A 26500-nucleotide genomic window follows, 5' to 3' on the forward strand; every position below is an offset into this window, starting at 1 on the left:
TTAACCATAGCGGCCAGTAATATAATCTTCGGTTTGCTTATTTTTCGGTGCGGTAAAAATGCTATCCGTATCGCTAAATTCAATAAGCTCACCGAGATACATAAATGCCGTGTGATCGGAACAACGCGCCGCCTGCTGCATATTATGCGTGACAATCACTACGGTATAATCCGTTTTTAATTCTGAAATCAGCTCTTCGATGCGCCCGGTGGAGATAGGGTCCAGCGCGGAGCAAGGTTCGTCCAGCAGCAGCACATCCGGGCGAATGGCGATACCTCGCGCGATGCATAACCGCTGCTGCTGGCCGCCGGAGAGGCTATAACCGCTTTGGTTGAGCTTATCCTTGGTTTCGTTCCACAACGCCGCCTTGGTTAACGACCACTGCACCCGCTCTTCCATTTCGCTGCGCGAAAGTTTTTCAAACAGCCGTACGCCAAAAGCGATATTGTCGAAAATCGACATCGGAAAGGGGGTCGGCTTTTGGAAAACCATGCCGACCCGGGCGCGCAGCAACGACACATCGCGCTTATCGGTCAGGATATTTTCGCCATCAAGCAGAATTTCACCCTCCGCGCGCTGTTCGGGGTAAAGCTGGTACATCTTGTTAAAGGTACGCAATAGCGTGGACTTGCCGCAGCCGGACGGACCGATAAACGCCGTCACCTGGTTACGGGCAATATCGAGGCTGATATTTTTCAGCGCGTGGAATTTTCCATAATAAAAATTCAGATCGCGAACCTGTACTTTGCTGTCGGTGGCGTTGTTGATCGTGCTCATGCAACACTCTCTCTTTCAATCAAAGACGCGTCGGCGTCTGATGCTTAATAAGTTTTTTTGGCAAAAATAATCCGGGCGATAATATTTAATAACAGCACGCACAGGGTGATCAACAAGACCCCGGCCCAAGCCAGCTGTTGCCATTCCGCGAACGGACTCATGGCGAACTTAAATATGGTGACCGGAAGATTGGCGATGGGCTGCATTAAATCGGTACTCCAGAACTGGTTGGAGAGCGAGGTAAACAGCAGCGGCGCGGTTTCACCCGCGATCCGGGCCACGGCCAGCAATACGCCGGTAATAATGCCGGAAACCGAGGCCTTAAGCGTAATAGCCGAAATCATCTTCCATTTAGGCGTGCCCAGCGCATAGGCCGCTTCGCGCAGCGTATCGGGCACCAGCCGCATCATATTTTCCGTGGTGCGGATAACAATCGGCACCTGTAGCAATGCCAGCGCTATCACTCCGGCCCAACCGGAGAAATGCTCCATCTTCGCCACTACCAGGGTATAAACAAACAGCCCGATCACGATGGAAGGCGCGGAAAGCAAAATATCGTTAATGAAACGAATCACTTCCGCCAGCCAGGATTTACGGCCATATTCCGCCAGATAGATGCCCGCCATAATGCCCAGTGGCGTGCCGCCTATGGTGGCCCAGAGAATCAGCAACCCGCTGCCGGCCATGGCGTTCGCCAACCCGCCGCCGGCGGTGTTGGGCGGCGGCGTCATTTCCGTGAACAAGGCCAGCGACATGCCGTCAAAGCCCCGGCTTACCGTAGTCAGCAAAATCCAGCACAGCCAAAACAAGCCAAACACCATGGTCGCCATGGATAAAAACAGCGCCAGGCGGTTTTTTTGCCGGCGCCAGGCCTGCCTTTTACGTTTGGCTTCCATTTGCGGGGCGCTATGGGACAAATGATGTTCAACGGTCGCCATTATTTGGCCCCCTCATTTTTAGCCAGGCGCATAATCATTAATTTGGAACAGGCCAGCACCACAAAGGTAATCACAAACAGAATCAGCCCCAGCTCCATCAGCGCGGCGGTATGCAGCCCCGCCTGCGCTTCGGCGAACTCGTTGGCCAGCGCCGAAGTGATGCTGTTGCCGGGCATAAACAACGAAATGCTGTCCAGCTGATTGGTATTGCCGATAATAAAGGTTACCGCCATGGTTTCGCCCAGCGCGCGGCCCAAGCCCAGCATTATACCGCCGATAACGCCGTTTTTCGTGAAGGGCAGCACCACGCGCCAGATAACTTCCCAGGTAGTGCAACCGATGCCGTAGGCTGACTCTTTCATCAGCACCGGCGTTTGTTCAAAGACGTCGCGCATAACGGCGGCGATATAAGGAATAATCATTATCGCCAGGATAATACCGGCAGCCAGAATACCGATACCGAATGCCGGCCCTGAAAACAATACGCCGATAAAGGGAATGGTCGACATCACATCGCCCAGCGGCTGCTGGAAATACTGCGCGAACAGCGGCGCGAAGACAAACAGGCCCCACATACCGTAAACGATGCTGGGAATGGCGGCCAACAGCTCAATGGCCACGCCGAGCGGGCGTTTTAACCAATTAGGCGCCAGCTCGGTAAGAAACAAAGCAATGCCGAAACTGACAGGAACGGCAATCAGCAGGGCGATAAACGAGGTGACGAGGGTGCCGTAAATGGGTACCAGCGCGCCGAATTTTTCACCGGGCGGATCCCATTCTTTGGTCCAGAGAAAGGCGAAGCCGAATTTTTCAATGCTCGGCCACGAAGCGACAATCAGCGAAACGATAATTCCGCCCAACATCAATAAGGTAATCAGCGCGGCCAGCCTGACCAGTGTGCCGAATATCAGGTCGCCTTGTTTACCGGGGGCATGCAGTGCCGGCTTATTGTCAGCCATAAGATACTCTTTTAGTTGGTTCGTAATCCCTTCCCCGCGCGGGGAAGGGACGAAACACACATGCTTACTTAGTAGAGAGCTTTACCGTTACTGTCTTTGATATTGGCCTTCCAGGCGGCGCGAATCTGAGTGACTACGTCTTGCGGCAAGGTTGCATAATCAAGGGCATTGGCCTGCTCGGCGCCCTTGTTGTAAGCCCAGTCAAAAAACTTCAGGGTTTCACGGCCTTGTTCGGGTTTAGTCTGGCTAGTATGCAGCATAATGAAGGTGGTCGAGGTGATCGGCCAGGCATTGTCGCCCTTTTGATTGGTTAAATCCTGAGCAAAAGATTCCTGCCAGTTCACGCCTTTGGCCGCGGCGCTGAAGTTAGCCTGGGTCGGCATAACCGGTTTGCCGTCGGCGGAAATCAACTTGGTATAAGCCAGGTTGTTTTGCTTGGCGTACGCGTATTCCACATAACCAATGGCGCCAGGTAAACGCTGGACAAACGCGGCGATGCCGTCATTGCCTTTACCGCCCAGTCCCACCGGCCAGTTGACCGTAGAGCCGGCGCCGATTTTTTCTTTCCAGGTCGGGTTCACTTTGGCCAGATAGCTGGTGAACACAAACGAGGTGCCTGAACCATCGGCGCGGCGCACTACCGCGATATTCTGGTCGGGCAACTTCACGCCGGGATTAAGCTTGGTTATGGCCGGGTCGTTCCATTTCTTAATGTTTCCCAGGTAGATTTCACCCAGCGTATGGCCATCCAGGGTCAGCTCGCCGCTTTTAATGCCCGGGACATTGATGGCCAGCACCACGCCGCCAATCACGGTGGGGAATTGAAATAAACCTTCTTTTTTCAGGTCTGCATCGCTTAAAGGAGCATCGGACGCGCCGAAATCAACGGTGTTGGCTATGATTTGTTTTATGCCGCCCGAGGAGCCGATGCCCTGGTAGTTTACTTTAACGCCGGTTTCTTTTTGATAGGTATCGGCCCATTTAGCATATACCGGGGCGGGGAATGTGCCGCCGGCACCGGTCAGGCTTGCGGCAGCGAACGAAGAAATACTCGCCAGGGCGAACGTAGCTGCGACAACACTGGCAACGGTGGTATGCATCAGTTTCATAATCCCTCCTGTGGGATATTAAATTCGGCCCAAGGCCGCTTTCTTCAATTATCTAGGCTGCAGGAAGGAAAATAGGACAATTAGGTTACAGCGACATGTCAGTAATATGACGGTTTTATGACGGCGTAAAAGGATGGAAAAAAACCCGTTAATTATGCTGATTCCCCTCCGCAAAACCAGTATAGCCCATACTGCCGGCCGGAAGCGTGCGGTGCGCCAGTTCGCTGGCCATGGCGTGCATATAGGGCGCGATATGGGAAAAAATAGCTTTGTAGCCGGCGCATAAATGATTGTGCCACTGCCCGTCTATGCGCTGGATGCGATGTTTGGGGCAGCCGCCATGGCAGGCGAATCGATATTCGCAGGCCTGGCAAAGCGCGGATACGTTGGCTTTTTGCTGGCCGAATTGCTGCTGTTTTTTGCTTGCGGCCATCGTTGATAAAGCGCCGGTCAGCAGGTTCCCCAATCGGTATTCGGGATACACAAAATGATCGCAGCTGTAGATATCGCCGTTTTGCTCCACCACCAGCGCTTGTCCGCAGGTAGGCTGCATGACGCACAGGCTGGGCTTCACGCCGCTCCAGGCGGCCAGCGCGTTATCAAATAACTGCACGTAGACCTTGCCCACATCGTGGCGGACCCAGTAATCAAAGATGCTATTGATAAAGGCGCCATAGTCTTTGCCGCTGACCGACCAGGGCGTCAGCGTTTTTTCACCCATCGCCCGGGGAAAAATCAGTTCTCCCCGCGCCGGCCCGGCTAATGTTTGCTCCACGACGGGAATAAACTGCACAAAACGCGCACCCAGTTCCCGGGTAATAAAATGATAAATTTCCAGGGGCGCGCGGGCGGTTTCGTGATTTACCACAGTCAACACATTATATTCAATGCCATAGCGCTCGAAGAGCCGTATCGCGTTGATGACCTTATCGAACACCGATCGCCCGCTGGCGGATTGGCGGTAAAGATCGTGTAGCCTGGCGGGTCCGTCGAGCGAAATACCCAGCAAAAAATGATTATCCGCGAGAAAACGGGCCCATTTTTCATCGATCAATACCCCATTGGTTTGCATACTGTTATGTATGCGCTTCCCCGCGGCGAAGCGTTGCTGCAAGCGCAGCACTTTTTCATAAAAATCGATGCCGGCCAGGGTCGGCTCGCCGCCCTGCCAGGAAAAATGCACGTCGCTACCGGCGCTGGCGGCGATATATTGTTTAATAAACTGTTGTAAAACATCATCGGCCATATGTTTTAAAACGGTTTTCCCCCGCGGGATCACGGCATCTTTTTTGCCTAAATAAAAACAATACTCGCACTTCAAATTGCATTGGTAACTGGTCGGCTTCGCCATGACATGAAAGGGGCGCTTCATGATCGCTTCTCCATCGTTCTCGCCATAGCGGCGGCTTAGCTCCCGTCAGCCGGTCAGGCTGCAAAAATCACTGAAAAACAGACCATACCCGCCACCGCCAGCAGCGTTAACGAAACCGCCCCGAAGACCCGACTTCTGTTCGCCAGGCCCGCGGAATCATTCATATGATCCAGCACCCTATATTTTCTGCCGATCGCCACCATGACGGCCAGGCACAGCAGAACCACCCCCGCGCCAACAATGAGCGGCAGATGTTTTGTCAGGCCGACGCGTAAAAATAACAGGCTATCGAGAACAATCACATATAGGGTCCTGGTCCACGCCAGGCTGGTGCGCTCGGGCTGTAGCCCGTTATCCCGCTTTATGGCCACCGGCTTGCTGGGTTCCATATCCTACTCAATAGACGGCGATAAAAATAATAAATAAAAATGCTATCAGCGCGATAAAAAGAGATATAGCCGCCAACAGCCGGGTGTAAGGCAACGGCGCGTCCTGGCGCATGGCGTTTTCGTTATCAGCCCAGCGCCGTAATGCCACCAGGGCCAACGCCGCGCCCCCCATCGCCAGCAGGATAGCCAACATCACCCGGATCGCCGGCGAGGCGAAGTCGGGGGTAAGTTGATCGATGGCTATCGACCCGGCTAAAAAAGCCAGCGCGGTGCGAATCCACGCTAAAAAAGTCCGCTCATTGGCGAGTGAAAAGCGGTAATCGGGGTTTTTCCCCTGGCGCTGCCAATCTTGGTTTCTGAAAAACATAGCGTTCCTTCCGTTACGGAGGCGTCCCCTATAGTCTACCAAGCTACCATGAAGCACATTATTTAATGTTAATCGTTATCATACCCAAGCATGACGGACTTAAGCGGATGTCACTGTGGAAGAAAGGAAAGCGCGGCGGAAAACACCTGCGGAATGGGGGTTCCGCAGGCCAGGGTTTTACTCGACGGTAACCGATTTGGCCAGGTTACGCGGTTGGTCCACATCGGTGCCTTTGATTAGCGCGATATGGTAAGCCAGCAGTTGTAGCGGTACGGTATAGAATATCGGCGCTACGATCTCTTCCACGTGCGGCAGCGAAATAATCTTCATATTTTCGCTGTCGCTAAAGCCGGCATCCTGTTCGGCGAAGACATACAGCAGGCCGCCGCGCGCGCGCACTTCTTCGATATTTGATTTCAGCTTTTCCAGCAGCTCGTTATTGGGCGCAATAACGATGACCGGCATATCGGCGTCAATCAGCGCCAGCGGGCCGTGCTTCAGCTCGCCGGCGGCGTAGGCTTCCGCATGAATATAGGAAATTTCTTTGAGCTTCAGCGCGCCTTCCATGGCGATAGGATAAAGATCGCCCCGGCCCAGGAACAAAGCGTGGTGCTTATCCGAGAACCCTTCCGCCAATTGCTCGATGGGCTTGTCCAGCGCCAGCATCTGCTCGATGCGTGCGGGCAAAGCCTGCAAGGCGTGGACGATTTGCTGCTCGATGGCCACATCCATGCCCCGCAGGCGGCCGATGCGCGCCACCAGCATCAACAATACCGTTAACTGGGTGGTAAAAGCTTTGGTTGACGCTACGCCGATTTCCGTCCCGGCGCGGGTCATTAACGCCAAATCGGATTCGCGCACCAGCGAAGAACCGGCGACGTTGCAAATAGCCAGCGAACCAAGATAACCCAAGGTTTTGGTCAGGCGCAGAGCCGCCAGGGTATCGGCGGTTTCACCGGATTGCGACAAGGTAATCAGCAGGCTGCCCGGCCGCACGGCGGATTTACGATAGCGGAATTCGGAGGCGATCTCCACGTCGCAGGGCACGCCGGCCAAGGCTTCGAACCAGTAGCGCGACACCATCGCCGAATGATAGGACGTGCCGCAGGCGATAATCTGCACATGCTGCACCTGGGACAGCAGCCGATCGCTGCCTTCGCCCAGTTCGGACAGCGTGATTTCGCCATGCTTGAAACGGCCTTCCAGGGTATTTTTAATCGCCTGGGGCTGCTCGAAGATCTCTTTTTGCATGTAATGGCGATACAGGCCCTTATCGCCGGCATCGTATTTTACCTGGGATTCGATTTCCGGCCGTTCAACCGGGTTGCCGCGGGTATCCCAGACGCGCACCGTGCGCCGGGTGACTTCGGCGATGTCCCCCTCTTCCAAAAACATAAACCGGCGGGTAACCGGCAGTAACGCCAGCTGATCGGACGCCAGGAAGTTTTCGCCCACGCCCAGGCCGATGACCAGCGGACTGCCGGATCGCGCCGCCACCAGGACGCTGGGGTCGCTGCTGTCCATGATTACCGTGCCGTAGGCGCCGCGCAGCTGCGGGATCACGCGCCGGATGACTTCGGCCAGCGTGCCCCCGCCCTGGTTTTGTTCCCAATGCACCAGATGCGCAATCACTTCGGTGTCCGTTTCGGATGCAAAACGATAACCGCGCTCGATCAGCAGCTTACGCAGGGGCTCATGGTTTTCGATAATGCCGTTATGCACCACCACGATATGGCCTGAAACATGGGGATGGGCATTGATTTCCGACGGTTCGCCGTGAGTGGCCCAGCGGGTATGGGCGATGCCCGTGCCGCCGGTCAGGGGATGTTCCGTCGCCGCCTGCGACAGCGCGCTAACCTTGCCTACCCGGCGCAGGCGCTGTAAATGGCCTTCGTTATCCACCACCGCCAACCCGGCGGAATCATAACCACGATACTCAAGCCGGCGTAATCCCTCTAACAGGATTTCGGCAATATCACGCTGCGCAACCGCGCCTACTATTCCACACATCAGTGTTATTCCTAAATGAACGGCATTGGTTAGCCGTTTCGATGTCTTTGACCTGACTGATACCGGTTGTTACCGGTTTCCCCGAGCCTGTAGAACAGGGGATTATTATGTTTTGTCAGCCACTCTCAGGGAAAATGGCTGACAAAACAGGGCAGTGGCGCCGCCCCGCCCGCGTAAAACCATAATATGGCTTAACTCGTCTTGGTTTTTTTTACCGGCCGTTGCCAGCCGGTAATATGGGTTTGCCTGACCCGGCTGAGCACCAGCTCGTTTTCGCCGACATTGCGCGTCACGGTGGTGCCCGCGCCAAGGGTGGCGCCGTTGCCCACGGTAACCGGTGCCACCAATTGCGTATCCGAACCCACAAACACATCATCGCCGATGATGGTTTGATGCTTGTTGGCGCCGTCATAGTTGCAGGTAATGGTGCCGGCGCCGATATTCACGCCGGCGCCAATCTGCGCGTCGCCCAGATAGCTCAGGTGCCCGGCTTTTGATCCCCGGCCGAGCCGCGCCTGTTTCATCTCGACAAAATTACCGACATGGGCGCCCTGCGCCAGTTCCGACCCCGGCCGCAGGCGGGCAAACGGCCCCACGGTAACGTCGGCGTGCAGCACGGCGCGGTCGATAACCGTATAAGGGCTGATAACCACCCCGTCGCCGAGCTCGCAGTCCTTCAGCACGCAGCCGGTACCGATAACCACGTTATTACCCAGCGAGACCCGGCCTTCAATAATCACGTTGGTATCGATGATGACATCACGGCCATGGGTTAATTCGCCGCGCAGATCGAAACGCGCCGGATCGTGCAGCGTAACCCCGGCCAATAACAGGCTTTCCGCCTGCTGCCGCTGATAGGCCCGCTCAAGGCTGGCCAATTGCAGGCGATTGTTCACCCCCTCCACTTCGGTGAACCGGTCTGGATTAACGGTATTGATGCGCCGTCCTTCCTCCCAGGCCAAGGCGATAATATCGGTAATATAATACTCGCCCTGGGCATTATGATTATCCAATTGGCTTAACCAGCGTTTTAAATCGCCGCCGTTGGCTACCAGAATGCCGGTATTGATTTCTTTAATCAGGCGCTGCGCCTCGGAGGCGTCTTTTTGCTCGACGATGCCGGTCACGCTGCCGTTTTCACGCACGATACGCCCGTAACCGGAGGGATCGTCCAGGGTCGCCGTCAACAGGCCGATGCCGCCGGCGGGCTTGGCCGCCACCAAACGCTCCAGGGTGGCCGGGGAGATCAGCGGCACGTCGCCGTAAAGCATCAGGACATCTTCGTCATCGGCAAAAAAGGGCGCGGCCTGCTGCATCGCATGGCCGGTGCCCAGCTGTTCGGCCTGCAATACCCAGCTTAGGCCGGAAACCGGGGCGTTAAGACGTTGCTGGAGCAAGTCGCCGCCATGGCCATAAACCATATGGATGCGCGCGGCGCCCAATGACGCGGCGGTATCGATAACATGCTGTACCAGCGGTTTGCCCGCCAGGGGATGCAATACCTTTGGCAGATCGGAATACATGCGGGTACCCCTGCCGGCGGCAAGGATCACTACGCTCATCAATCGATTCGACATAACCATCCTGATGAATCAAATTCAATAGTCGAAAGTAAACCCGTTCAGAGAAGGGATTACCACATATTTTGGGTCGAAAAACACGTTATGCCAGCATAACGCCCGAAGCGGCGTCCATTCTACCCCGATTAGGGTTTCTTAAGAGAATAGCGGGCTTTTCAGGGTGAATATGCAGCAACCTGCTCGGAAAATACCGAATTTAATGCCTGGCGGGGGGAAGACTTATTTTAAAAGAGAAAATAAGAAGGTATCTAGGCAATCAATTACCGGGGCGGGACGCACGATCGGCCAATAAAAAAGCCAGCCCCCTGGGACTGGCTTTTCGAACGTAATGTCTTGCTTACATTGCTTTTTTCGTCAATTCAATGACGCGCAATTTAGCGATAGCCCTGGAGAGTTCAGCGGAGGCCTGAGCATAATCCACATCGCCGTGTGAATTATTAATATGCTCTTCCGCCATACGCTTGGATTCCATCGCTCTCGCTTCATCAAGATCTTGGCCACGAATGGCGGTATCGGCAAGAACGGTAACGGTGCTGGGTTGCACTTCAAGAATACCCCCGGACAGGTAGATATACTCTTCTTCGTTATGCTCTTTGACGATACGCACCATACCGGGCTTAATGGCAGTGAGCAGCGGGGCATGACCGGGATAGATCCCCAGTTCGCCTTCGCTCCCCGTCACCTGGATTTTTTCCACCAGCCCGGAGAACATTTTTTGTTCCGCGCTGACGACATCCAGATGGTAAGTGTTTGCAGCCATGTCACCCTCCTCTCACAGCGTTACAGTTTCTTGCCTTTTTCCACTGCTTCATCAATGGAACCGACCATATAGAACGCCTGCTCTGGCAGGTGATCGTATTCACCGTCCATGATGCCTTTAAAGCCACGAATAGTGTCTTTCAAGGAAACATATTTACCCGGCGAGCCGGTAAATACTTCAGCGACGAAGAACGGTTGAGACAAGAAGCGCTGGATTTTACGTGCGCGGGACACTACCAGTTTGTCGTCTTCGGACAACTCGTCCATACCCAGGATGGCAATGATATCTTTCAGCTCTTGATAACGCTGCAGGATAGACTGCACGCCGCGGGCGACATCGTAATGCTCCTGGCCGACGACCAGTGGGTCCAGCTGACGGCTGGTTGAGTCAAGCGGGTCAACCGCCGGGTAGATACCCAAAGAGGCGATTTGACGGCTCAATACTACCGTGGCGTCAAGGTGGGCGAAGGTGGTTGCCGGTGACGGGTCGGTCAAGTCATCCGCCGGTACGTATACCGCCTGCACGGAGGTGATGGAACCGGTTTTGGTGGAGGTGATGCGTTCTTGCAGCACGCCCATTTCTTCCGCCAGCGTCGGCTGGTAGCCTACCGCTGAAGGCATACGGCCAAGCAGCGCGGATACTTCTGTCCCGGCCAGGGTGTAACGGTAGATATTATCGATAAACAGCAGCACGTCGCGGCCTTCATCACGGAATTTTTCCGCCATGGTCAGCCCGGTCAGCGCCACGCGCAGACGGTTTCCCGGCGGCTCGTTCATCTGGCCGTACACCAACGATACTTTGTCGATAACGTTTGAATCGGTCATTTCGTGATAGAAGTCGTTCCCTTCACGGGTACGTTCGCCCACGCCGGCAAATACCGAATAGCCTGAGTGCTCAATCGCGATGTTACGGATAAGCTCCATCATGTTGACGGTTTTACCTACGCCGGCGCCGCCGAACAGGCCGACTTTACCGCCCTTGGCGAACGGGCACATCAGGTCGATAACCTTGATACCGGTTTCCAGCAATTCCTGCGAGCTGGACAAATCTTCGTAGCTCGGCGCCGGACGATGGATTGACCACCGTTCTTCTTCACCGATTTCGCCCTTCATATCAACCGGTTCGCCCAGTACGTTCATGATACGTCCCAGCGTGGCTTTGCCCACCGGCACTTCAATCGAACGTTCCAGGTTAGTCACTTTCAGTCCGCGACGCAGACCGTCTGACGAACCCATGGCGATGCAACGGACGACGCCGCCGCCTAACTGCTGTTCTACTTCCAGCACCAATTTGGTGGCACCGTTTTCCACTTCAAGGGCATTGTACACTTTAGGTACAGCATCTTGCGGGAACTCGACGTCAACCACGGCGCCGATAACCTGGATAACATTTCCAGTAGCCATCTTGAATCCTCTACGTAATTCGTAACCCTAACCTAAACCGCGGCGGCTCCCGAAACGATCTCGGTGAGTTCCTGAGTGATGCTGAATTGACGAGCCTTATTGTAAACAAGTTGCAACTCTTTGATCAGGTTGCCACCGTTATCCGTTGCGGCTTTCATCGCTACCATTCGCGCGGCCTGTTCGCTGGCCAGGTTTTCAACGACGCCCTGATAAACCTGTGATTCCACATAACGGCGCAGCAGGGTATCGAGCAGCGCCTTCGGATCAGGTTCATACAGATAATCCCAGGTTTTCTTCTTCAGTTCCTCGCCGTCTTCCGCTGGGGGCAAAGGCAGGATTTGTAAAAGTTGCGGTACCTGAGACATGGTATTAACGAATTTATTGCTGACAATATAGAGCTTATCCAGGCGGCCTTCGTCATACGCTTGCAGCATGACTTTTACCGGCCCAATCAGTTCCGACAGCGTGGGGTTATCCCCCATACCGGTTACCTGGGCAACCACTTTGCTGCCAACGGCGTTAAAGAAAGATACTGCCTTGGAACCAATCAGCGCCAGTTCTGCCTCAACGCCTTTTTCATTCCAGCCTTTCATGTCCGTCAGCACTTTTTTGAACAGGTTAATGTTCAGGCCGCCAGCCAGACCACGGTCGGTCGACACCACCAGATACCCAACGCGCTTAACGTCGCGCTCTTCCAGGTAGGGATGTTTATATTCCAGATTTCCCAAAGCAAGGTGACCAATCACTTTACGCATAGTTTCTGCATAAGGACGGCTGGCCGCCATACGCTCCTGCGACTTGCGCATTTTGGATGCGGCAACCATCTCCATCGCTTTGGTGATCTTCTGCGTGTTTTGCACGCTGGCGATCTTAGTACGTATTTCTTTGGCGCTGGCCATCTCTGCTCCTCCTCATTGCTTTATGGCCTGCCGAAGCAGGCCATAGCGCGTTACCAGGACTGGGTTGCCTTGAAGTTATCGAGGATGCCTTTCAGCTTGCCTTCGATCTCATCGTTATAGGCGCCTGTCTGGTTGATTTGCAGCATCAGCTCGCTTTCTTCGCGGTCGACGTAAGCCATAAGCGCGGCTTCGAAGTCACCGACTTTAGCCAGCTCAATGTCTTCCAGATAACCACGTTCAGCGGCGAACAGAACCAGGGACTGCTGTGACACGGACATCGGCGCATACTGTTTCTGCTTCAACAGTTCTGTCACTTTCTGACCATGATTCAACTGCTTACGGGTAGCTTCATCCAGATCGGAAGCGAACTGCGAGAACGCAGCCAGTTCACGGTACTGGGCCAACGCCGTACGGATACCGCCCGACAGTTTTTTCATGATTTTCGTTTGAGCGGCACCGCCCACGCGAGAAACAGAGATACCCGGGTTGACCGCAGGACGAATACCGGAGTTGAACAGGCTTGATTCCAGGAAGATCTGACCATCGGTGATGGAAATCACGTTGGTCGGAACAAACGCGGAAACGTCACCCGCCTGGGTTTCGATGATCGGTAATGCGGTCAGCGAGCCGGTCTTGCCCTTAACTTCACCCTTGGTGAAAGCTTCGACGTATTCGACGTTGACACGCGAGGCACGTTCCAGCAAACGGGAGTGAAGATAGAATACGTCCCCAGGATAGGCTTCACGTCCTGGCGGGCGACGAAGCAGCAGGGAAATTTGGCGATATGCCACGGCTTGTTTAGACAGATCATCATAAATGATCAGCGCATCTTCGCCGCGGTCACGGAAATACTCGCCCATGGCACAACCAGAATACGGCGCCAGATATTGCAGGGCGGCGGACTCGGAAGCGGTGGCGACCACAACGATGGTGTTCGCCAGTGCGCCATGCTCTTCGAGCTTGCGCACCACGTTGGCAACGGTGGAGGCTTTCTGGCCGATAGCGACATAAACGCATTTTATGCCGGAATCGCGCTGGTTGATTATCGCATCGATCGCCAGCGCCGATTTACCGGTCTGACGGTCGCCGATGATCAGCTCACGCTGGCCGCGGCCGATAGGAATCATGGCATCGACGGATTTGTAACCGGTCTGTACCGGTTCATCAACCGATTGACGCTCGATAACGCCCGGCGCAATCGCCTCAACGGCGGAAAATCCGTCATTATCAACCGGGCCTTTACCGTCGATAGGCGCACCGAGGGTATTGACCACGCGGCCCAACAGGCCCCGTCCTACCGGCACTTCCAGAATACGGCCGGTACATTTGACCTTCATGCCTTCAGCCAGATCTTCGTAAGGCCCCATCACCACGGCGCCGACAGAGTCGCGTTCCAGGTTCAGGGCGATAGCGAAGCGGTTACCCGGCAGAGCGATCATCTCACCCTGCATAACTTCGGCCAGGCCATGAATACGGATAATACCGTCACTCACGGAGACGATAGTACCTTCATTGTGAGCTTCGCTCACTACATTGAACTGAGCAATGCGCTGCTTGATCAGTTCGCTGATTTCGGTGGAATTCAGTTGCATGCTCCAGTCCCCTTAAGACTGCAATACGTCTGCCAGGCGTTCGAGACGACCGCGTACGCTGCCATCTATCACCATATCGCCCGCACGAATGATTACGCCGGCAATTACAGACTTATCAATTTTGCAATTCAGCTTAACTTTGCGTGACAGACGTTGTTCCATCGCGGCAGTAATTTTCGCCAGTTGCTCATCTTTCAGTGTGCTGGAGGAAATCACTTCCACTTCCACAGTCAATTCCTGCGCGGCACGCAATTGAATAAACTGTTCCAGCACATCAGGCAAAACCGCCAAACGTCCATTTTCGGCCATGACCTTAATAAGATTTTGGCCCGCCTGGTCGAGTTGATCGCCGCACACCGCGATAAACGTTTCCGACAGTGTTTCTGGCGCAATGGCGCCGGATAACAGTTCAGCCATCTGATCGTTGCGGCTGACCTCGGCGGTAAATGACAACATTGCTTGCCACTGTTCAACGCTTTGGTGCTCGACGGCAAAGTCAAACGCTGCTTTGGCGTAGGGGCGAGCTACAGTAACTAATTCAGACATCAGCCCCTCCCTCCTTACAGTTCAGCGACCAGTTTATCTACGATGTCGCTGTTGGCAGCTTCATCCACGGAACGTTCGATAATCTTCTCGGCACCAGCTAAAGCCAGCAGCGCGACTTGCTTACGCAGCTCTTCACGAGCCCGTTTGGTTTCGGCCTGAATTTCGGCCTGAGCCTGCGCTACGATTTTGTTGCGTTCGTCTTCTGCTTCCGCTTTTGCTTCGTCCATAATCTGAGCTTTGCGCTTGTTGGCTTGCTCGATGATTACCTGGGCTTCGGCTCTCGCTTTTTTCAGTTGATCGCTCGCGTTGGCTTGCGCTATGTCTACCTCTTTTTTGGCCATATCCGCAGAAGCGAGGCCATCAGCAATTTCTTTCTGACGCTTCTCGATGGCTGCTATGAGCGGCGGCCATATGTATTTCATGCAGAACAGGACAAACAGGATAAACGCGATGGCCTGGCCGAGGATTGTTGCGTTAAGATTCACAGCACAATGCCTCTTATAAAGTTAACGGGTTGATGTTTTACTAATTTCACGCAGTGATACACACTACGCTACGGCAAACATCACGTACAGTCCCAGACCTACAGCGATCATGGGGATGGCGTCGACCAGGCCCATAACGATAAAGAACTGAGTACGCAGCAGAGGAATCAGATCCGGCTGACGCGCTGCACCTTCCAAAAATTTACCACCCAGGATGCCGATACCGATCGCAGCACCGATTGCCGCCAGACCCATCATCACAGCGGCAGCCATGTACAGCAGATCGAGATTCAGGTTTTCCATGACAGTCTCCAGTTTGTTTCAGATTAAACGCAACAGTATTGTAAAAAAATCAGTGTTCTTCGGACGCCATCGCAAGATAGACAATCGTCAGCACCATAAAGATAAAGGCTTGCAACGTAATGATCAGTATATGGAAAATGGCCCAGGGCACATTCAGAATCCACTGCGACCACCACGGTAACAGACCGGCAATCAGAATGAAGATCAACTCACCCGCATACATATTGCCGAACAACCGAAGGCCTAAAGAAACTGGTTTAGACAGTAAGCTAACGCCTTCGAGAATCAGGTTGATGGGTATAAACGCCCAATGGTTAAACGGCTGCATGGTGAGTTCTTTGACAAAACCACCAATCCCCTTCATCCGCACGCTATAGATAAGAATGAGGATAAATACGCCCAGCGCCATGGATATGGTGATATTCACGTCCGCGGAAGGCACCACGCGCAGCGCCGGCAGCCCCATATAGCGTTCGGCGATAGTGGGCAGCAAATCGATAGGCAGCAAATCCATCAGGTTCATAAGGAAAACCCAGACGAAAATGGTTAACGCCAGCGGCGCGATAAGCTTGCTCTTGCCGTGAAACATGTCCCGCACGCTGCCGTCGACAAACCCGATAATCAGTTCAACCGCGGTTTGCAGCTTTCCAGGGACGCCGCTGGTGGCGCCTTTGGCTACGCGAGCAAAGATGGTGATAAAAATCACACCGAGCAGCACGGAAAAGAACATGGAGTCAATGTTGAGCGTCCAGAAAGTCGCCGGGCCGTCGTGGGGATTAACCAGTTCAAAAGTACGCAGGTTCAACTGAAGGTTATTCAGGTGATGGCCTATGTATTCCTGTGGAGTAGAGATTTCTCCTGATGCAGACATGATGCCTCTTACCCTTTGTTGTTAATTACGGCCGGTGCCAATATCTGCACAATCAGCACCGATAAATAGGTCAGGCCCAGTGGAACAAACGCTGCCCTGAACATCCCAAGCGCCACTATCAGCAAGGCTATGGTGGCGACTACCTTGAGCGCCTCTCCGATGGCGAACGACCAGGCTACCCGCCCCGCGGCCGGAACGCTCACCTGAAGGCACGAGGTAAATAGCACAAACAACACATTCGGCAGCCAGGCCGCCAGTCCCCCGCCAAGGGCGGAAACGCCCCACTGCGAACTCCGCAGCGCGAACAGCGCGCTGAACAGGACCAACGCCATTAGCTGGATAAATAATAACTTTCCAGCAACTTTCCCGCTATAGAGGGATAAGGACATATGTTCACTCCCCCCTACCCGTTCTGGTCAGATTGCAGGTGTATAAAACTGCCTTTAGCGCCATGAGTCAAGTAACGAAAAACGTGCAAATTATACGGGTAGACACTACGAATTCAATGCATAAGTAGCGAAAAGGTGAACAATAATTTAAATCCCTTCGTTTTAGCCCTTTTTCCCCTTAAAGCGCGGGAATCATACCATGCATAACTTTATACTGCTTGAGCAATTATTGCTTACGAAACTGTGCGCGTGATCACGTTAAAAGGGGGGAATGTTTTTGCAACGCGGATTCCCTTTTTTCGCCGCTGGGTGAAGTTAAATTAATAAATATATCAAATTCATACAGTTATATATTTTTTTATAAAAAACAGCCTTTATATCCCGCCAATCCCCTCTGACGCCCATAAGACCGACTATTTTCCGGAAATCAGGCGGGTAATAGCATAGACATGTTTAGACATATATATTTTACATAGTTACTATTAGGACTAGAACTAATTTTCTGCCGCCGGATAATGCTAATAGGATGTAAAATTTAAGTAAACAACATTTAAAATAGTTGACTGCTAAAATTAATTTACCCTACCAAGACGTCGTTTATTCTATTCAATCTTTTATTGATAAAAAACAAATTTAACGTGGCCGGATGACCACTAAATGCCGTTCGCCTTGTAATTGCGGAACGGCTAACTCAATCACCGCTTCCAGGACGAATGTTGCCGGCAGCGCGGCCAGCTCATCGGCCGGCACCACGCCTTTAAGCGCGTAGAACCGCCCTTGCCCCGCCGCGGGTAAATGATGGCACCATGCCAGCATATCGTTTATGGAGGCGAAGGCGCGGCTGATAACGCCGTCAAATGGCGCGTCAGGCTGATACTCTTCCACCCGGCTTTGTACCAGTTCGATATTATCCAGCCCAAGCTCATGCTGCGCCTGGCGCAAAAACCGCATGCGCTTGCCCAGGCTATCGAGCAAGGTAAAGCGGGCATCGGGCCGCACAATGGCCAGCGGTATGCCCGGCAGGCCGGCGCCGGTGCCCACGTCGATAAAATCGCGTCCCCGCAAATGGGGGTTCACCACGATGCTGTCGAGGATGTGGCGCACCAGCATTTGTCCGGGTTCGCGTACCGACGTCAGGTTGTAGGCTTTGTTCCATTTGTTCAGTAGCTCGACATACAGCACAAGCCGCTGTTTTTGCTCATCGGTAAGCGTTATTTCCGCCTGGGCGAGTAATGATTCCAGTTTAGCCAGCATGATGAGTCCCTCGTATACGGCACGGCCGGCGTTAATGCCGTCGCGGATAATGTGGCGTGTTGTATAAAAAAACAAAGCCGCCGGGAAGATCCGGCGGCAAAGGGTCAGAGCGGGCCGATCAGGCGCTGCGGCGCAGCAACCCCTGCTTTTTCAGCCATACCAGCAGGATCGAGATCGCCGCGGGCGTTACGCCTGAAATGCGGGAAGCCTGGCCGATGGAGTTGGGCTTATGATCGTTTAGCTTGGCAATGACCTCGTTGGACAACCCCGCCACCTGCAGGTAATCCAGCTCTACCGGCAGCAGGGTGTTCTCATTGCGCAGTTGGCGGTCGATCTCATCCTGCTGGCGCGTGATATACCCTTCATATTTGATCTGGATTTCCACCTGTTCGGCTGTCCGCGCATCGGTTAATCCCGGCGCAAACATCGGCAAAGCGGTCAATATGTCATAGGTCATCTCGGGACGGCGCAGCAGCTCTTCACCGCTGGCTTCGCGGGATAACGGCGCTTTTAACAGCTGGTTGACGCTGGCGACATCCTCGGTACGGGGATTAACCCAAACGTCGCGCAAGCGCTGGCGTTCCCGTTCGATATTTTCCAGTTTCTCGCTAAAGCGCGCCCAGCGCTCGTCGTCAACCAGGCCAAGTTCACGCCCGGCGGCGGTCAAACGCAAATCCGCGTTGTCTTCGCGCAGCAGCAGGCGGTATTCGGCGCGGGAAGTAAACATACGATAGGGTTCTTTGGTGCCCAGGGTGCAAAGATCGTCCACCAGCACGCCGAGGTAGGCTTGATCGCGCCGCGGCGACCAGCCTTCCTGTTCATTGGCCAGACGTCCGGCGTTGATACCGGCCAGCATGCCCTGCGCCGCGGCCTCTTCGTAACCTGTGGTGCCGTTGATTTGCCCGGCGAAGAACAACCCGCCGATATATTTGCTTTCCAGGGTGGGCTTTAAATCGCGCGGATCGAAAAAGTCATATTCAATGGCGTAGCCGGGACGCACGATGCCGGCATTTTCCAGACCTTTCATCGAATGCACCATTTTCATCTGTACGTCGAACGGCAAACTGGTGGAAATGCCGTTAGGGTAAACTTCGTTGCTGGTCAGCCCCTCGGGTTCAAGGAAGATCTGATGGGAATCGCGATCGGCAAAACGCATCACCTTGTCTTCGATAGAAGGGCAATAACGCGGGCCTACGCCTTCGATCACCCCGGCATACATCGGGCTGCGATCCAGATTCTGGCGTATTACCTCATGGGTGCGTTCATTGGTGTAGGTAATGTAGCAGGGCACCTGGCGCGGATGCTGTTCCACCGAGCCCATGAACGAGAAGACCGGCAGCGGCACATCACCCTGCTGCGTGGCCAACTGGCTGAAATCGATCGTCCTGGCATCCAGGCGCGGCGGGGTGCCGGTTTTCAGGCGTTTGACCCGGAAAGGCAGTTCGCGCAGGCGTTTGGACAATGAGATCGACGGCGGATCGCCGGCGCGGCCGCCGCTGTAATGATCCATGCCGATATGGATCTTGCCGTCCAGGAAGGTGCCTACGGTCAATACCACCGCTTTAGCCCGGAATTTCAGACCCATCTGGGTGACGGCGCCCACGGCCCGATCGTTCTCGACGATAAGATCTTCCACCGCCTGTTGAAAGATCATCAGGTTGGGTTGGTTCTCCAGCGCGGTCCTGATCGCCAGCCGGTAAAGCAAGCGATCGGCCTGGGCACGGGTGGCGCGCACGGCCGGCCCTTTGCTGGCGTTTAGTATCCTAAACTGAATCCCCGCCTGGTCAATCGCCTTGGCCATCAGGCCGCCCATGGCGTCGATTTCTTTGACCAAATGGCCTTTACCGATCCCGCCAATTGCCGGATTGCAGGACATTTGTCCAAGCGTATCAATATTATGCGTCAACAGCAGGGTTTTGCATCCCATGCGGGCTGACGCCATGGCCGCTTCCGTACCGGCATGGCCGCCACCAATGATGATGACGTCAAATTGATCGGGATAGAACATGCTAAATAAACCTCGCTTGGGGCGAAAGATCGTCAAGGGCCTTCGGGAAAGTGGATTCTACTCAACTTTGGCAGTGAAACAAGCCCCGGGGATCGGCAGGTAATTAAAGAAAGATCTTTTTATTTAAAGATCTCTTTATTATGTCTACTACTATGATCGCGATCCTCTGTGGATAAGCCTTTTTTCATCTGCGAAAACAGATCGTTATCGACGATCGTTTGCTGTGAATGATCGGTGATCCCAATCGGTATAAGCTGGGATCAAGATCGGCACTTATCCACTGATTGAAAAGCGAACAAAGGTTATACAGTGGATAACTACCGGTTATAGGCGGGTTTCAAGCCAGGTTATCCACAGAAAAAGAGCGATCTTTTTTTAATTATATTAGGTCGATCCAGCTTTTCACCCACTCTTCCGCCGGATCTTCAGGAATTTCATGTTGGGTGATATCGATCTTCAGAATAGCGCCGACCCGTGACGCCCCGCGTTCGATCATCTGGCGATCGATACTGTCGATAGCGCCGCAAAACGTGTCGTATTCGCTGCTGCCGATGCCGATAGCACCGTATTTCACCCCGGCCAGCGAGGGTTGCTCGGCGGCCAGCTGTTCAAACAGCGGTTGCAGGTTATCGGGAAGATCGCCCGCGCCGTGGGTCGAGGAAACGATCAGCCAAACGCCTTGCGGGATCAGCTCTTCAAGCTCAGGACCGTGCAAGACATTGGCCGTATGCCCCTGTTGTTCAATAATGCCGGCGAGATGCTCCGCCACATACTCGGCGCTGCCCAGGGTACTGCCGCTAATGATCGTTACGTCGGTCATAATCGTTCCGTCTGAATAAAGAGCCGATATTGTACGCTGTGTATCGCCTGGGATCTACCTGTGGATAATAGGGGTATAAGAAATTACTGTCAGGGGACGATGGTGCGGCTGATGGGGTTCTGCAGGGAGATCAGCGTTTCAGTGGACTGGATCTCGTCGATGGTTTGGATCTTGTTGATAAGTACCTCTTGCAAGGCATCGATGGAGCGGCACATGACTTTAATAAAAATGCTGTAATGTCCCGTGGTGTAATAGGCTTCCACCACTTCTTCCAGCGCATCGAGCTTTTTTAGCGCCGACGGGTAATCCTTGGCGCTTTTGAGGATGATGCCGATAAAACAGCAGACATCGTAACCCAAATGCTTGGCGCTCACATCCACTCGGGCGCCGGTGATAATGCCCGCCTGCTTCATCTTCTCCACACGCACATGAATGGTGCCGGCGCTGACCATCAGCTGTTTGGCCAGTTCGGCATAGGCGGTGCGGGCATTGGCCATCAAGGCCTGTAAAATGGCGCGATCGAGCGTATCTATCTGATAACTTTCCGGCATTATTTCCTCTGTATCAACGGTGCCAGCGGCGTAATAAACGGTGTTTAAAATCGGTGTCGAAATGCCAGACATGATCGAATATCTTCAGGATACCCGGTTTTCCCAGCGATGACAGGGCGACCGCGTGGAAACGCTGCTGCTGCCCTCGCTGTTTTTGTTTTATGCGGGCGATAAGCGCATCAGGCAGCCGCTGGGCGATAAAATCCGATATCACCACCGCGTCGGCGTCCCGCCAATCCGCGGTATCCAGGCGATCGGCCAAAGCGGCGATGCAGGCGCTGAGGTCGGTGCCGCCGCTAAAGCGCTGGCCAAGAAAACGGATCGCCTGTTCCAGTCCCGAGGATGCGCTAAGTTCGTAGCTGACCATGCCGGTGGAGAATAAGGTAATAAAGCAACGGCGATTATCCGCCAGCGCGATGCGCATCAGCGCCAGGCAAAAGGCTTTTGCGCACTGCTCGTTAAACCCGCCCATCGAGCCGGAGGTATCGACGCAGACGACAAAAGGCCCTCTGGGCTGCGTCTCGCGGTGTTCGCTGTGCGCCGATCGTTTTACCACCCGTTCTTCCCACCCTTCGCCTTGTAAACGGTAGGTGAGCAATCGCTTTTCCAGCAGCCGGCGATAAAACTCAAACTCCAGCTCGTCAATGCCCAGGGTGGCCAGCTCGGTGGGTAATAATCGCAGCAAATCGTCGCTTTGATGAATACCGCTGACTTCTTCCGGCTGTACCGCCGGTACGCGCATGCGCAGGCGGACCCAGCGCTGCGGGGCATCGGGAGCCGAGACGGCATGGGCTTCGCGGCTGCGCCCCAGTTGATCCGCCAGTGAGCGCAGTTCCGGCTGTCGCTGCAAAAACTCGCCGTAATGGACTAACAGCCGGTAATCCTGCCGCTGTCGCTGCCCGACGGCCATATCCCATAATCGCCCGGCGGAGGCATCGTTTTCCACCATTAAAGGCGCCAGCGCACCGCTGATGGCCAATTGCTGCTGCAATTCGTTAAGCAGCATCTCCCGCTCCTGTTCCAACAACCGGCGGTGCAGGGTTACCGCCCGCATCGTCAGGCTGATGCGCCAACGTTGCAAAAACAGCAACTGGAAGCTTTCATCGGGGCGGTCACCTGCAAAGGTTACCGCTCCAGCCAAATGCCCGGCTTCCGCATAAAAATCCGAGTGCAACTGCCCCAGCCGTTCCAGGGTCGGGGCCAGCCCGGTCCTGAATTGTCCCAGCGGCATAAGCTGATTTTGCTGGAATAGATAGAACTCCGCCGCCAGTTCAGGTGATACCCGGGTTTCGGTCAGCGCCTGTTCCAGGCGTTGTTTAACCAGCGGTATCCGCTTGAGCAGCGCTTTTTTAAACGGCGGGTATTTTTCCAGGAATACCACCAACTGCGGGCTGGCAAGCAGCGTCAGGATAAATTCATCCAGCAGTTCGCTTTCGTTAATCGATAAAAACAGATCGAGCGTGGTTAACGCCAGCATAATGGGTTAATCCTGCCAGGCGTGCTGCAGTTGCCGTGAAACGTCCAGTAAACTGGCTTCAATTTTCGCTACCCACTCTTTAGGGATAAACAGGCAGGATTGGTGCTCGCTGAAACGGTTGCGCTGCTGATGGAATTGCCGCTCGACCAGGGCCATGGCTTCTTGCAACTCCGGCGTGAGCTCCAGGGACGGTTGCTGCCCTGCTGGCGCCAATAAGGAGGCCTGCCGGCTGATATCCAGGACTTCCAGTTGTCCCTGGGCGGTAATGCGCGCCTCCAGGGATTGGGCAAAACCGATGTTGTTCAACTTAGCCTTCAATTGGCCGCCTTTTTGTAGCCAGTGTTGCAAGGCGTCCCGCTCAAGGGAAATATGGGTCACCGTGATGTCATGTAAAATCAGCGGCGTTTGCAATATCAATTGCAGGGTGGCGGCGGTAACGCTATCAGGCAGGGAATAAACCGCTTTGCGGGCCATCATTCCTTTTTTCGCCTCCAGGGTCAGGGCCTGTAACTGCTGGCCTGCGCGGCGTTGCTCCACTCTTTCCCGTTCGATATCCTGAATTTTCATTATCATGGCCTGTTGCTGGTAGCCTTGCTCCACCATCAGCAGTTCCACCTGATTGGCCACCAGCGCCAGGCTGTCCGGGTCATGCCACAGGCAATCCTTTAACAGGATAAGATCCACCGGCGCGATAGCCTGGCGGTCGCTGAAAAAGGCGCTCGCCTGCAATAGACGCAATGCTTTTTTCCAACGCCGGTCGGACACATAGGGCGCCTGCGCCAGGGCATCCAGCCGTAGGCGGAGCTGATAGATCAATTCAAAACAGTCCGTCGGCAACGTTATCCGGTCGATTTGCCCCTGCCAGGCGAGATATTCCTCATCGCCGATGCGCAGGGACTCGGGAAAGGCGTGTTCATCGATATCATTATTATGCGTAAGCAGGGCGTGGAAATTGCTTTTATCTTTGACCTTATGCAGCCAGAGACGAATCAGCATACGGTCATAAAGCGCTTCCAGGCCGCTATCGGCATCCGGCAATTCATTCGACGCGGTAATTAACAGACGCAGCGGCAGGACTTGCTCCGTATCGCCGTTACGAAACCGTCGCTCGTTAATGGCGGTCAGTAAGGTATTCAAAATCGCCGGTCCGGCTTTCCAAATCTCATCGAGAAACACGATCTCCGCTTCTGGAAGATAACCCCTGGTTAAGCGGTGGTATCGTCCTTCCTCTTTCAGGGCCTGGATGGAGAGCGGGCCGAAGACTTCTTCCGGTGTGGAAAAGCGCGTCATCAGGTAATCAAAAGCCCGGGCGTGGCGGAAGGCGTGTTTGAGGCGCCGCGCTATCAGGCTTTTGGCAATGCCCGGCGGCCCTAATAAAAAGACGCTCTCGCCGCATAAAGCCGCCAGCAGGCAGAGCCGGATAGTATGCTGTCGCTCGTATAACCCGCTTTCCAGCGCGCTACTCAGGCGATAAATTCTCTCAACCAGCGGGGACGAATGAGCCATAATAAATGCGTTATCCCAATTAATAATGGTGACGAAACAATAAACCACCGCTTTTTATAATGATAGAGCCGAAATAACGCGCCGGGTGGCCGGATTTCATATCGTTTTGGCGGTTTGTAACGGATTGAAGCGGATATTAGATTAGGTATTCTACAAGTTTCATGCATACTGTGCGCTTTTTGATGAGCTACGGATCGAGCCCACCAAACGCTTACGGATATAAAACAGCGCGAAGAGGTTATGAGCAAAGAGAATAAGCAATCCTTGTCAGCGGTGACATTGGCAGCAATCGGCGTGGTTTATGGGGATATTGGTACCAGTCCTCTATATACCTTAAGAGAATGTCTGGCGGGACACTATGGCTTTGGCGTTGAGCGGGGTGCGGTGCTCGGCTTTCTCTCATTAATTTTTTGGCTGCTGATCCTGATCGTTTCATTTAAATATCTCAGTTTCGTTATGCGGGCGGATAACGCGGGCGAAGGCGGGATATTAACTCTTATGTCCCTGGCCGGTAGAAACACGTCCGCACGCATGACATCGGTCTTGGTTATTATGGGGTTGATTGGCGGCAGTTTTTTTTATGGCGAGGTTGTGATTACGCCTGCCATCTCGGTGCTTTCGGCCATCGAAGGGTTGCAAATCGCCGCGCCGTCGCTGGACACTTATATTGTCCCCTTATCTATCGCCGTGCTGACGTTGCTGTTTCTGATCCAGAAAAAAGGCACCGGTGGCATCGGCAAGCTATTCGCCCCCGTGATGGTGGTTTGGTTCCTGACCCTGGCGGTATTAGGGGTGCGCGGAATTATCAGCAATCCGGAAGTGCTATATGCCCTTAATCCTAAATGGGCGGTCAGCTTTTTTATCCAATATAAAACTATCTCGTTCTTTGCCCTGGGCGCCGTGGTGCTGTCGATTACCGGGGTTGAGGCGCTGTATGCCGATATGGGGCATTTCGGTAAATTGCCGATCCGCATCGCCTGGTTTAGCGCGGTATTGCCCTCGCTGGTGCTCAATTATTTCGGCCAGGGGGCGCTATTACTGAAAACGCCCGCGGCCATAAAGAACCCTTTCTTTTTATTAGCGCCGGATTGGGCGCTGATCCCGCTGCTGGTGCTAGCCACCCTGGCGACGGTTATTGCCTCCCAGGCGGTGATTTCCGGAGTGTTCTCTTTAACCCGCCAGGCGGTCCGCCTGGGGTATCTGCCTCCTATGCGTATCGTCCATACTTCCGAGATGGAATCCGGACAGATTTATATTCCCTTTATTAACTGGCTGCTCTATGTCGCCGTAGTGCTGGTCATTATGAGCTTTGAGCACTCCAGCAATCTGGCGGCGGCCTACGGTATCGCCGTTACCGGGACCATGGTGCTGACCAGTATTTTGTCCTGTACCGTGGCGGTAAAAAACTGGCACTGGAACCGCTTTCTGGTCATGGCGTTGCTGGTGTTATTGTTGGCGATGGATATCCCCATGTTTGCCGCCAATGCCCTCAAGATTTTCTCCGGCGGCTGGTTGCCGCTCCTGCTGGGTTTCCTGATGTTTATCGTCATGACCACCTGGAAGAGCGAGCGGTTCCGGCTGCTGCGGCGCATGCACGAGCACGGCAATTCCCTAGAGGCGCTGATTGCATCGCTGGAGAAATCGCCGCCGGTCAGGGTATCGGGCACGGCGGTATTTATGTCGCGGGCGATGAACGTGATCCCTTTCGCCATGCTGCACAACCTCAAGCACAACAAGGTACTGCATGAACGGGTCGTGCTGCTGACCTTGCGGACCGAGGATGCGCCCTTCGTACATAACGTGCGCCGAGTGACCATCGAGCAGCTTTCCCCGACCTTTTGGCGGGTAGTGGCCAGCTATGGGTTTAAAGAGACACCGGATATGGAGGAGATTTTCCATCGCTGCGGGCTGGAAGGATTATCGTGCCGCATGATGGAAACGTCTTTCTTTATGTCCCACGAATCGCTGATCCTGGGTAAACGTCCCTGGTATCTGCTAATCCGCGGCAAACTGTTTATCGCCCTGAGCCGTAACGCCTTGCGCGCGCCAGATCAATACCTTATCCCGCCTAACCGGGTGATAGAACTGGGCACGCAGGTGGAAATTTAGGCCAGCGCCCGCCGGCGCGGCGCCTT

At 54.2% G+C, this 26500-nt stretch carries 25 protein-coding genes; 1 reads left to right on the plus strand and 24 read right to left on the minus strand.

The genetic code is table 11. From position 1 onward, the window contains the following. The 24 genes from pstB to ravA form a co-directional block, all read right to left on the minus strand. Complete coding sequence (gene pstB, locus ACL2XP_RS26525; protein ID WP_413736410.1) at window positions 1-777, minus strand: phosphate ABC transporter ATP-binding protein PstB; 777 nt, start codon at window positions 775-777, stop codon at window positions 1-3. A 44-nt stretch (window positions 778-821) separates the two neighbouring features. After that, complete coding sequence (pstA, locus tag ACL2XP_RS26530; RefSeq protein ID WP_413736411.1) at window positions 822-1715, minus strand: phosphate ABC transporter permease PstA; 894 nt, start codon at window positions 1713-1715, stop codon at window positions 822-824. Beyond that, entirely contained in the window at window positions 1715-2674 is a 960-nt protein-coding gene (gene pstC / locus ACL2XP_RS26535) for a phosphate ABC transporter permease PstC (RefSeq protein ID WP_413736412.1), read from the minus strand. Before pstC ends, pstA begins: the two co-directional genes overlap by 1 nt. A 68-nt stretch (window positions 2675-2742) precedes the next feature. Continuing rightward, complete coding sequence (pstS, locus tag ACL2XP_RS26540; protein WP_413736413.1) at window positions 2743-3783, minus strand: phosphate ABC transporter substrate-binding protein PstS; 1041 nt, start codon at window positions 3781-3783, stop codon at window positions 2743-2745. Between the two features lie 148 nt (window positions 3784-3931). Then, window positions 3932-5155 carry an anaerobic sulfatase maturase gene (locus ACL2XP_RS26545; RefSeq protein WP_413736414.1) on the minus strand — a complete coding sequence of 408 codons (1224 nt, stop codon included), beginning with the start codon at window positions 5153-5155 and terminating at the stop codon, window positions 3932-3934. 53 nt (window positions 5156-5208) lie between these two features. Then, a complete protein-coding gene (locus ACL2XP_RS26550) occupies window positions 5209-5544 on the minus strand; it encodes a DUF202 domain-containing protein (protein ID WP_413736415.1) in 336 nt (111 codons plus the stop codon). Between the two features lie 7 nt (window positions 5545-5551). Beyond that, on the minus strand, window positions 5552-5911 hold the full coding sequence (locus tag ACL2XP_RS26555; RefSeq protein WP_413736416.1) for a YidH family protein: 360 nt from the start codon (window positions 5909-5911) through the stop codon (window positions 5552-5554). A 177-nt stretch (window positions 5912-6088) separates the two neighbouring features. After that, window positions 6089-7921, minus strand: coding sequence for a glutamine--fructose-6-phosphate transaminase (isomerizing) (gene glmS / locus ACL2XP_RS26560; protein ID WP_413736417.1), 1833 nt, complete (start codon window positions 7919-7921; stop codon window positions 6089-6091). Window positions 7922-8112: 191 nt separating this feature from the next. Next, the gene (gene glmU / locus ACL2XP_RS26565) at window positions 8113-9498 is read right to left on the minus strand and encodes a bifunctional UDP-N-acetylglucosamine diphosphorylase/glucosamine-1-phosphate N-acetyltransferase GlmU (RefSeq protein ID WP_413736418.1); all 1386 of its coding nucleotides are present in this window, start codon (window positions 9496-9498) and stop codon (window positions 8113-8115) included. 340 nt (window positions 9499-9838) lie between these two features. Beyond that, entirely contained in the window at window positions 9839-10261 is a 423-nt protein-coding gene (locus ACL2XP_RS26570) for a F0F1 ATP synthase subunit epsilon (RefSeq protein ID WP_413736419.1), read from the minus strand. Between the two features lie 20 nt (window positions 10262-10281). After that, on the minus strand, window positions 10282-11664 hold the full coding sequence (gene atpD, locus ACL2XP_RS26575) for a F0F1 ATP synthase subunit beta (protein ID WP_162368311.1): 1383 nt from the start codon (window positions 11662-11664) through the stop codon (window positions 10282-10284). A 32-nt stretch (window positions 11665-11696) separates the two neighbouring features. Continuing rightward, the gene (gene atpG / locus ACL2XP_RS26580; RefSeq protein WP_413736420.1) at window positions 11697-12563 is read right to left on the minus strand and encodes a F0F1 ATP synthase subunit gamma; all 867 of its coding nucleotides are present in this window, start codon (window positions 12561-12563) and stop codon (window positions 11697-11699) included. Between the two features lie 50 nt (window positions 12564-12613). Then, window positions 12614-14155 (minus strand): F0F1 ATP synthase subunit alpha, encoded by a 1542-nt coding sequence (gene atpA, locus ACL2XP_RS26585; RefSeq protein ID WP_413736421.1) that lies wholly within the window; start codon window positions 14153-14155, stop codon window positions 12614-12616. A gap of 12 nt (window positions 14156-14167) precedes the next feature. Further along, window positions 14168-14701, minus strand: a complete 534-nt coding sequence (gene atpH / locus ACL2XP_RS26590) for a F0F1 ATP synthase subunit delta (protein WP_413736422.1) — start codon at window positions 14699-14701, stop codon at window positions 14168-14170. A gap of 14 nt (window positions 14702-14715) precedes the next feature. Continuing rightward, window positions 14716-15186 (minus strand): F0F1 ATP synthase subunit B, encoded by a 471-nt coding sequence (gene atpF / locus ACL2XP_RS26595; protein WP_413736423.1) that lies wholly within the window; start codon window positions 15184-15186, stop codon window positions 14716-14718. Window positions 15187-15249: 63 nt separating this feature from the next. Then, entirely contained in the window at window positions 15250-15489 is a 240-nt protein-coding gene (atpE, locus tag ACL2XP_RS26600; RefSeq protein WP_132924133.1) for a F0F1 ATP synthase subunit C, read from the minus strand. Between the two features lie 49 nt (window positions 15490-15538). Then, a complete protein-coding gene (gene atpB, locus ACL2XP_RS26605; RefSeq protein ID WP_413736424.1) occupies window positions 15539-16360 on the minus strand; it encodes a F0F1 ATP synthase subunit A in 822 nt (273 codons plus the stop codon). Window positions 16361-16368: 8 nt separating this feature from the next. After that, a complete protein-coding gene (gene atpI, locus ACL2XP_RS26610; RefSeq protein ID WP_413736425.1) occupies window positions 16369-16749 on the minus strand; it encodes a F0F1 ATP synthase subunit I in 381 nt (126 codons plus the stop codon). A gap of 633 nt (window positions 16750-17382) precedes the next feature. Further along, window positions 17383-18003 (minus strand): 16S rRNA (guanine(527)-N(7))-methyltransferase RsmG, encoded by a 621-nt coding sequence (rsmG, locus tag ACL2XP_RS26615; protein WP_413736426.1) that lies wholly within the window; start codon window positions 18001-18003, stop codon window positions 17383-17385. 118 nt (window positions 18004-18121) lie between these two features. Further along, window positions 18122-20011 (minus strand): tRNA uridine-5-carboxymethylaminomethyl(34) synthesis enzyme MnmG, encoded by a 1890-nt coding sequence (gene mnmG / locus ACL2XP_RS26620; protein ID WP_413736427.1) that lies wholly within the window; start codon window positions 20009-20011, stop codon window positions 18122-18124. A gap of 379 nt (window positions 20012-20390) precedes the next feature. Beyond that, window positions 20391-20831, minus strand: a complete 441-nt coding sequence (mioC, locus tag ACL2XP_RS26625; protein WP_413736428.1) for an FMN-binding protein MioC — start codon at window positions 20829-20831, stop codon at window positions 20391-20393. Window positions 20832-20920: 89 nt separating this feature from the next. Continuing rightward, window positions 20921-21382: a transcriptional regulator AsnC gene (asnC, locus tag ACL2XP_RS26630; RefSeq protein ID WP_413736429.1), complete on the minus strand. Its 462-nt coding sequence runs from the start codon at window positions 21380-21382 to the stop codon at window positions 20921-20923. A 13-nt stretch (window positions 21383-21395) separates the two neighbouring features. Then, on the minus strand, window positions 21396-22859 hold the full coding sequence (gene viaA / locus ACL2XP_RS26635; protein ID WP_413736430.1) for an ATPase RavA stimulator ViaA: 1464 nt from the start codon (window positions 22857-22859) through the stop codon (window positions 21396-21398). A gap of 6 nt (window positions 22860-22865) precedes the next feature. Continuing rightward, entirely contained in the window at window positions 22866-24365 is a 1500-nt protein-coding gene (ravA, locus tag ACL2XP_RS26640; RefSeq protein ID WP_413736431.1) for an ATPase RavA, read from the minus strand. A gap of 240 nt (window positions 24366-24605) precedes the next feature. On the opposite strand from ravA, the gene kup reads away from it, so the two are divergent. Further along, window positions 24606-26474 (plus strand): low affinity potassium transporter Kup, encoded by a 1869-nt coding sequence (gene kup, locus ACL2XP_RS26645; protein ID WP_413736432.1) that lies wholly within the window; start codon window positions 24606-24608, stop codon window positions 26472-26474. Window positions 26475-26500: the final 26 nt, after the last annotated feature.

It is taken from the genome of Sodalis sp. RH21, assembly GCF_047324175.1.
GTDB lineage: Bacteria > Pseudomonadota > Gammaproteobacteria > Enterobacterales > Enterobacteriaceae > Acerihabitans.